Origin of the sequence: Glycomyces algeriensis (assembly GCF_027622855.1) — a bacterium.
Classification (GTDB): Bacteria; Actinomycetota; Actinomycetes; order Mycobacteriales; family Micromonosporaceae; genus Glycomyces; species Glycomyces algeriensis.
Genome location: NZ_JAPZVR010000018.1, coordinates 79,038 through 86,057, shown reverse-complemented (window position 1 = coordinate 86,057; position 7,020 = coordinate 79,038). Strand labels below are relative to the sequence as shown.

General features: G+C 66.3%; 8 protein-coding genes. 4 read left to right on the top strand and 4 right to left on the bottom strand.

Features of this window, described 5'->3' with window-relative positions:
- Positions 1-214: 214 nt before the first annotated feature.
- Both O2L52_RS22315 and O2L52_RS22310 read left to right on the top strand, forming a co-directional pair.
- On the top strand, positions 215-925 hold the full coding sequence (locus O2L52_RS22315; RefSeq protein ID WP_270118330.1) for a glycoside hydrolase family 11 protein: 711 nt from the start codon (positions 215-217) through the stop codon (positions 923-925).
- Between the two features lie 148 nt (positions 926-1,073).
- Entirely contained in the window at positions 1,074-1,472 is a 399-nt protein-coding gene (locus O2L52_RS22310; protein ID WP_270118329.1) for a hypothetical protein, read from the top strand.
- A gap of 195 nt (positions 1,473-1,667) precedes the next feature.
- Here O2L52_RS22310 and O2L52_RS22305 read toward each other — a convergent pair whose 3' ends face one another.
- Complete coding sequence (locus tag O2L52_RS22305) at positions 1,668-1,979, bottom strand: hypothetical protein (RefSeq protein ID WP_270118328.1); 312 nt, start codon at positions 1,977-1,979, stop codon at positions 1,668-1,670.
- A gap of 485 nt (positions 1,980-2,464) precedes the next feature.
- Here O2L52_RS22305 and O2L52_RS22300 point away from each other — a divergent pair, with 485 nt between their 5' ends.
- Both O2L52_RS22300 and O2L52_RS22295 read left to right on the top strand, forming a co-directional pair.
- Entirely contained in the window at positions 2,465-2,710 is a 246-nt protein-coding gene (locus O2L52_RS22300) for a DUF397 domain-containing protein (protein WP_270118327.1), read from the top strand.
- Between the two features lie 118 nt (positions 2,711-2,828).
- Entirely contained in the window at positions 2,829-3,713 is an 885-nt protein-coding gene (locus O2L52_RS22295; RefSeq protein ID WP_270118326.1) for a helix-turn-helix domain-containing protein, read from the top strand.
- A gap of 124 nt (positions 3,714-3,837) precedes the next feature.
- Here O2L52_RS22295 and O2L52_RS22290 read toward each other — a convergent pair whose 3' ends face one another.
- From O2L52_RS22290 to O2L52_RS22280, 3 genes are all read right to left on the bottom strand, one after another.
- A complete protein-coding gene (locus tag O2L52_RS22290) occupies positions 3,838-4,653 on the bottom strand; it encodes an SAM-dependent methyltransferase (RefSeq protein WP_270118325.1) in 816 nt (271 codons plus the stop codon).
- A gap of 77 nt (positions 4,654-4,730) precedes the next feature.
- Positions 4,731-5,552: an SAM-dependent methyltransferase gene (locus O2L52_RS22285; protein WP_270118324.1), complete on the bottom strand. Its 822-nt coding sequence runs from the start codon at positions 5,550-5,552 to the stop codon at positions 4,731-4,733.
- Positions 5,553-5,776: 224 nt separating this feature from the next.
- Positions 5,777-6,916 (bottom strand): LCP family protein, encoded by a 1,140-nt coding sequence (locus O2L52_RS22280; protein WP_270118323.1) that lies wholly within the window; start codon positions 6,914-6,916, stop codon positions 5,777-5,779.
- Between the last annotated feature and the right edge of the window lie 104 nt (positions 6,917-7,020).

Sequence of the window (7,020 nt, the reverse complement as noted above, 5' to 3'; positions counted from 1 at the left end):
CGGTTTCCTAAACCGTGCGTCGCAGGTTCGAATCCTGCCGGGGGCACCATCGTTCTCAGCGGCCTCTCCTTTCACTTGCGCGGGGGTCCTTTGTCGACTAAATCCCGAAACTTCCGGATAAAGTACCGAAAGTTCTCCGAAACTTATTGACGCACTTCACTGCAATACGCATAATTCTGACATCGATGAACCTCTATGTGATCCAGGAGGACGCATGTCAGAAGAACGCACTCCCGCGGAAGCGGCGCCCATGGCGCACCCGTTCAGCCGCCGGGGACTGCTGCTCGGGGGCGGGGCGCTCGCGCTCGGGGCGGCCTCGGCGCTCGTGGTGCCCGGCGTCGCGAACGCGCAGACCCTGACGCAGAACGCGACGGGCACCCACAACGGGTACTACTACTCGTTCTGGACCGACTCCCAGGGCCGGGCCTCGATGACACTCGGCTCGGGCGGGAACTACAGCTCGCAGTGGAACGGCGCGAACAACTGGGTCGGCGGCAAGGGCTGGTCCAACGGCGGACGCCGCACGGTCAACTACAACGGCTGGGTCAACCACGGCAGCAACGGCTACCTCGCGCTGTACGGCTGGACCTCGAACCCGCTGGTGGAGTACTACATCGTCGAGTCGCACGGTCCGTACAACCCGAGCAGCGGCGCGACCAACCGCGGCACGGCCTACATCAACGGCAGCAACTACAGCCTCGGGCACTCCATGCGCTACAACGCGCCGTCCGTGGAGGGCACCAAGACCTTCGCGCAGTACTGGAGCGTCCGCCAGAACCTCCGCAGCACCGGCACCATCGACACCGGCGCGCACTTCGACGCGTGGTCCCGGGCCGGCATGAACCTGGGCGCGTTCAGCTACTACATGATCATGGCGACCGAGGGCTACCAGTCCACCGGCAGCTCCAACATCACCGTCAGCTGATCGAGGTCGAAACAGGTCTGTCGAAAAAGGGCAGTCGAGCAGGGAGGCGCGGCCGCGCCTCCCTTTTCGCTGTCTTGACAACGCTTCTGGCGCACCGATACGCTGGTCCTCCAATATTTGTTCTCATGACAATAATGGTGGAGGCGCGATGGACGAGGAAGAGCGGAGCGGGTACGTGTTCCGCGGGAACGTGCAGACCGGAGCCGTGGGCACCGGGGCGTCGGCCACTGTGGGCGCCATCGGGGAGGGCTCGCGGGGGTACGTGTTCGCCGGCGGGCCGGACGCCGACCGGGAGCTGCGGGCCGAGCTGCTGCGGCTCGTCGGCGACCTGCGGGCGGCGCTGCGCGAGCAGCGCGAGAGCGTCGGCGAGGAGTACGCGGTCATCGAGGACACCATCGACGACCTCGAGGAGTCGGTCGTCGAGGCGAAGCCGCCCGGGCGCCTGCACAGCAAGGCCAAGGCCATGGAGCGGCTGGTGAGCCCGTTCGCGGCACTCGCCGAGCTGGTGTCGAAACTGCTGGACCTGCTGCAGCGCCACCAGTCCTAGAGACGCGGAAGCGGGCGGGGCCCGAGGTCCCGCCCGCTGTATCTCAGTGTGTCAGCACTGTTCGCGTACATCAAGATCAAATGTCAGAGCTCGGGGAGGCCCCCACCGGCCTCCCCGAGGCTCTATCCCACCAAACAGAACAAAGTCCCGGGTGCGCGGCGTTCCCTGCCAGGTCGCCGCGCATTGCGTTCCGCCTCAGCGGAACCGTGCTGTGTAGATGTCCCCGTCGCGGATCCAGGCGAGCTGGAGCGACGCGAACATGTCGTCGACGATCTCTTCATCCGGGAGCCCGTAGTGCTCGCCGAGGCTCCGGCCGCGGTAGTGCCACAGGAGTCCTGCCTGGACCTGGGACGCATCCGCGGTGTGCTTCCCGCATGAGCGGGCGCAGCGGTAGAGCACGTGGCCGCTGCGGTCGTATTCGATCGCCATCACCTGCTGGCACATCGAGCTCCGCAGCTTGCCTGCCGCGGCTGCCCCCAGCAACGTCTGGGCCTCAAGACGTTCCATGGCACTCAACCCCTCTCCGGCGACGATCGGTCCTCGCCGGAACTGGCCCGGCCAGGCTCTGCATAACGGCGTTTCCGGTTGTGCGATGCAGGTCGCCGCGCGGCGAAGACGATTGCCGATCCGAGGGATTTGCGTCCCTTGGCCGACCATGCGCCGTCGCGCACACGAGCGCCGGTTTGACGGCTTTTCGAGCTCGTGACCACGGTCGCACACTTTCAGCGTCCGTGTCTATGTGCATTCTCACATGAATCTTAACATGCATCAACACCGGGCAGATGCACGTGCATCCGCGCGAGCATCCTCATGTGCGCTCACGCTGTGTAATGTGGGACACTTGGTCCGACCAGCGATGGGGATGTCGGAAAACTCCTCTGCGCGGCCGCTCTGGTAGGGCCGTGCCCCGGAATCACCCGGCCTAACCGGTTGCCGGTCGAATTTCCGAAAGATCCGGCCGGACACGCCGGCCACTGGTGGAAGGATCTCGAATGGACAAGGCACGCAACGGCATCCTCGCGGGGGAACTTCCCTCGACGCTGAACTGGCGCAAGAGTGTTCGCAGCGGCCCCAACGGCGGCAACTGCGTCGAGCTGGCCACGCTCCCCGGCGGCGAGGAGATCGCAGTGCGAAACTCCCGCTTCCCCGAGGGCCCGGCCCTCATCTACACGGTCGCCGAGATCAAGGCGCTCGTCGAGGGCGCCAAGGACGGCGAGTTCGACGACATGATCGCGTAAGACCGCTCTCGGGCGAGAGCCCTTGGGCAGCACACTCACCCTGGCGGGACAGGCCGAGCGGCTACCCTGTCAGGGTGAGTTTTCGTCCACTGCGACTTGATCTGAAGGGAGGTGCGCGATGGCGAAGGTCAGCCCCGAGGACCTGCCGAGCGGGACGACGACCCTGCGCGTCATGATCGGCGGCAAGCTCCGTCAACTGCGCCAGGACGCCGACATCTCCCGCGAGGAAGCGGCGTACGAGATCCGCGCCGACGCCACCAAGATCAGCCGCGTGGAGCTGGGCCGTGTCTCGTTCCGGCTGCGCGACGTCCGCGACCTCATGGTCATGTACGGCGTCACCGACGAGGACGAGATCGAGCGCGTCGTCGAGATGGCCCGCGAGGCCAACCGGCCGAGCAAGTGGAAGCGGTACAACGACTTCCTGCCCGACTGGTTCAGCAACTTCCTGGAGATGGAAGGCGCCGCCTCCATGATCCGCACCTACGAGGTGCAGCTCATTCCCGGTCTGCTGCAGCACGAGGCGTACGCCCGCGCGGTGATGATGCTCGGCTACGGCCACACGCCGCTGACCGAGATCGACAAGCGCATCGAGGTGCGCCTCAAGCGCCAGGAGATCCTCGACCGCCAGGAGCAGCGGCCCGAGCTGTGGGCCGTGATCGACGAGGCCGCGCTGCACCGCCCCTTCGGCGGCGCGAACGTCATGCACGGGCAGATCAAGGCCCTCATCGAAGCCTGCGACAAGCCGAACGTGCGCATCCAGGTCGTGCCCTTCACCGCCGGCGCCCACTCCGGAGCCGGCGCGCCCTTCACCTGGCTGCGGTTCGCGTACGAGGAGCTGAGCGACGTCATCTACCTCGAGCACCTCACCGGCGGCCTGTACCTGGAGCGCGACAACGAGATCGACGCCTACCAGGCGGCCATGGAGCACCTCTGCGTCCAGGCCACCCAGCCGCACAAGACCCAGGACTTCCTGAACCAGGTCCTCAAGGACCATTACAGCTAGTGACCATCGGCGCCGCTAGACGCCGTTGCACCGATTTCGGAAGTTCACTCGATCGAGTGAGAGATTCCTCCAGAAACGACGAAGGCGAGCGCCGGCCCGGCGCTCGCCCTCCGTTTCGTCGCGGCTATGCCTTGTAGCCCAGGCCGGCCATCATGATGCGGTGGTGCGGCGCGAGGTCCTCGGCGGCCGGGACCTCGCGGTCGGGCTCGCCGGGGAACCAGCGCGAGACCCACTCCAGGCCCGGGGGGACGAGCGGCAGGCCGTGGAAGTTCGCGAGGATCTTCTCCGGCTTGCGGACCCAGCCGTTGCCGAGCGCTTCGAGGCCGGCCTTCTCGATCGCCTTCTGCTGCTCCTCGCCGGTGTCGGCGAAGTCGGTCATGAGCAGGTAGGAGCCGCTCGGGCAGGCGTCGAGAAGGGCCTTGACCCAGTCGCCGGGGTTCTCCTCGTCGTGGAAGTGCATGAAGAGTCCGACGACCATGAGGCCGATCGGGCGGGTGAAGTCGATGACCTTGTTGACCTCGGGGTGGTTCAGGATGCTTTGCGGGTCGCGCAGGTCCGCGGTCACGATGGTCGTGGAGTCGTTGGTGGCCAACAGGGCTTGGCCCTGCCTCAGCACGATCGGGTCGTTGTCCACGTAACACACTTTGGTCTCGGGATTGATCTTCTGGGCGACCTGGTGGGTGTTCTGCATCGTCGGCAGGCCCGCGCCGATGTCGAGGAACTGGTCGATGCCGTGCTTCGCCATGTAGGCGACGCCTTTGACCAGGCCCGCGCGGTTGTCGACGGCGACCTCGCGCGAGTTGGGGACGTGCTTCATGTACGCGTCAGCCCCCTCCCTGTCGGCCTGGAAGTTGTCCTTGCCGCCGAGGATCGCGTCGTAGACACGGGCGATGGTCGGGATGGAGATGTCGAAGTCAGGCCCGTACTCGTTGTCTGCCATCGGTTCAGCCTCTTCGTCGAAGGAAAACGGACGGAGGCGCACACCTGCCGGTACGCGCCTCCGATGCCGTCGGTCGGTCAGGCCTTGTAGCCGACACCGACCATGATGATGCGCTCGTGCTCTTCGAGGTCTTCCTCGGCGGGCACTTCGCGATCGGGCTCCTCGGGGAACCAGCGGGTCGGGTAGTCGAGCCCCGGCGGGACGAGCGGCAGGCCCTGGAAGTGGGCCGTGATCTGCTCGCGCGTGCGGATCCAGCCGTTGCCGAGGGCCTGGATGCAGGACTTCTCCATCGCCTTCTGCTCGGGGAAGCCGGTGTCGGCGAAGTCGGTGATGTGCAGGTAGGAGCCGCTCGGGCAGGCGTCGAGCAGCGTCTTGATCCAGCTGCCCGGGTCCTCGTCCGGGTGGAAGTGCATCATCAGGCCCACGACCATCAGCCCGACGGGGCGGGTGAAGTCGATGAACTTGTTGACCTCGTCGTTGTCCAGGATGCTCTGCGGGTCGCGCAGGTCCGCGGTCACGATCGTCGTGGAGTCGTTGGTGGCCAGGAGGGCCCGGCCGTGCGCGAGCACGATCGGGTCGTTGTCCACATAGCACACCCTGGCGTTCGGGTTGATCCGCTGCGCCACCTGGTGGGTGTTCTCCATCGTCGGCAGGCCCGCGCCGATGTCCAGGAACTGGTCGATCCCCTGCTTCGCCACGAACGCCACGCCCTTGCTCAGGCCGAGGCGGTTGTCCTGGCTGGCCTCGCGGATCTTCGGGACGTGCTTGGCGATCATGGCGGCGCCTTCGCGGTCGACCGCGAAGTTGTCCTTGCCGCCGAGGGTCGCGTCGTAGACACGGGCGATGGAGGGCCTGGAGATGTCGAAGTCCGGCTCGTATTCGTCTGCGTTCTCTGCCATCGGATCAGCCTCTTCGTCGAAGGAACGGTGAAAATATCCTACGACCTTGATCACACTGCCGATATTCGGGATCACCCCATCGGGCCACAGTGCTCACATTTGCTTCAAACGAATCATGTGGCGCACCAACCACTTCAGACGACAACGGTCCACTGCGGTCACGAGAACGTGAGGGAACGTCGAAGGGCCCGAGCGCAATCGCCCGGGCCCTTCAGCGGAAGTCGCTACTCCCCTTCGTCCTCGGGGTTCGCCTCGATCCAGTCGGCGACCTTGTCGTCCCGCACGGCCTCCCAGAGGCTCACGGCCTCGGGGTTGCTCGCCTCGGGGTTCTCGGGGTCGTCGGCGTAGACGACGACCGACTGGCCGCCCTGCTCGCCGGTGCCGAGGTGCGGCGTGGTCATGAAGACCAGGTCGTCGCTGCGCATGTTCATGAGGTTGATCGCGGTGGACACCGCGTTGAACTCCGTGTCCACCTTCACCGCGTCCGAAGTGGAGGAGATGAAGGAGGTGAGCTTGTCCTCGTCGGTCAGCACGCCGGCGCTCAGCGCGGAGTCCATGATCGCCTTGATGAGCTCCTGCTGGTGGCGCATGCGGGCGAAGTCGCCCTCGTTGTACTGGTACCGCTGGCGCACGTAGTCGAGGGCCTGGGCGCCGTTCAACTCGGTCGGGCCCTCAGGGAAGAACATGTGGTCGCCGTGGATCGACTCGACGCCGGGCTCGTCGGTGATGTAGCCGTCGGCGTCCGCGGCCTGGATGTCCATCGTGACGCCGCCGAGGGCGTCCACGACCGCGACCAGGCCGCCGAAGTCGATCTCGACGATGTGGTCGATGCGCACGCCGGTGAGGTTCTCGATCGTGCGCACGGTCAGGTTCACGCCGCCCCACGCATAGGCCGCATTGAACTTGTCGAACGTGTCCGAGACCTCGGCGTCGGGGTCCTCGGGGATGTACACGTAGAGGTCGCGCGGGATCGAGATGCCGTATGCGGCGTTCCCGTCCTCGTTGACGTGCATGAGGATCGAGGTGTCCGAGCGCGCGTCGGCCTCGTCGTTGCCCTCGCGGTGGTCCGAGCCGATGACGAGGAGGTTCAGGGCCTGGTTGGTGCGCTCCGGACGGTCCTCTTCGGGGATGGCGTCGAGGTCGAACGCCCGGTCGAGGTCGTCGTTGGTGCTGTTGGCGGTGGACCAGACGGCGAAGCCGCCGCCGGCCGCCGCGATGGAGACCACCAGTCCGATCCCGGAGCCGATGAGGCCCCGGCGGGTGGGGCCGCCGGCCGCCGCCTGGGCGACCCGGGCTCCGCCACCACTGCCGCCTCCGGGCGGCACCGAGGCGCTGCCGCGGTAATTGGAGCCATATTGCGTCATGGCCCCAGCTTACGTGGTGACCGCTAGCGACCTCGGGCGTGGAAGCCCGGGTCGTATCTCGGAATCCTCTCAGGTGACGGTGAGTCCGAGCACCCTACGGCTTT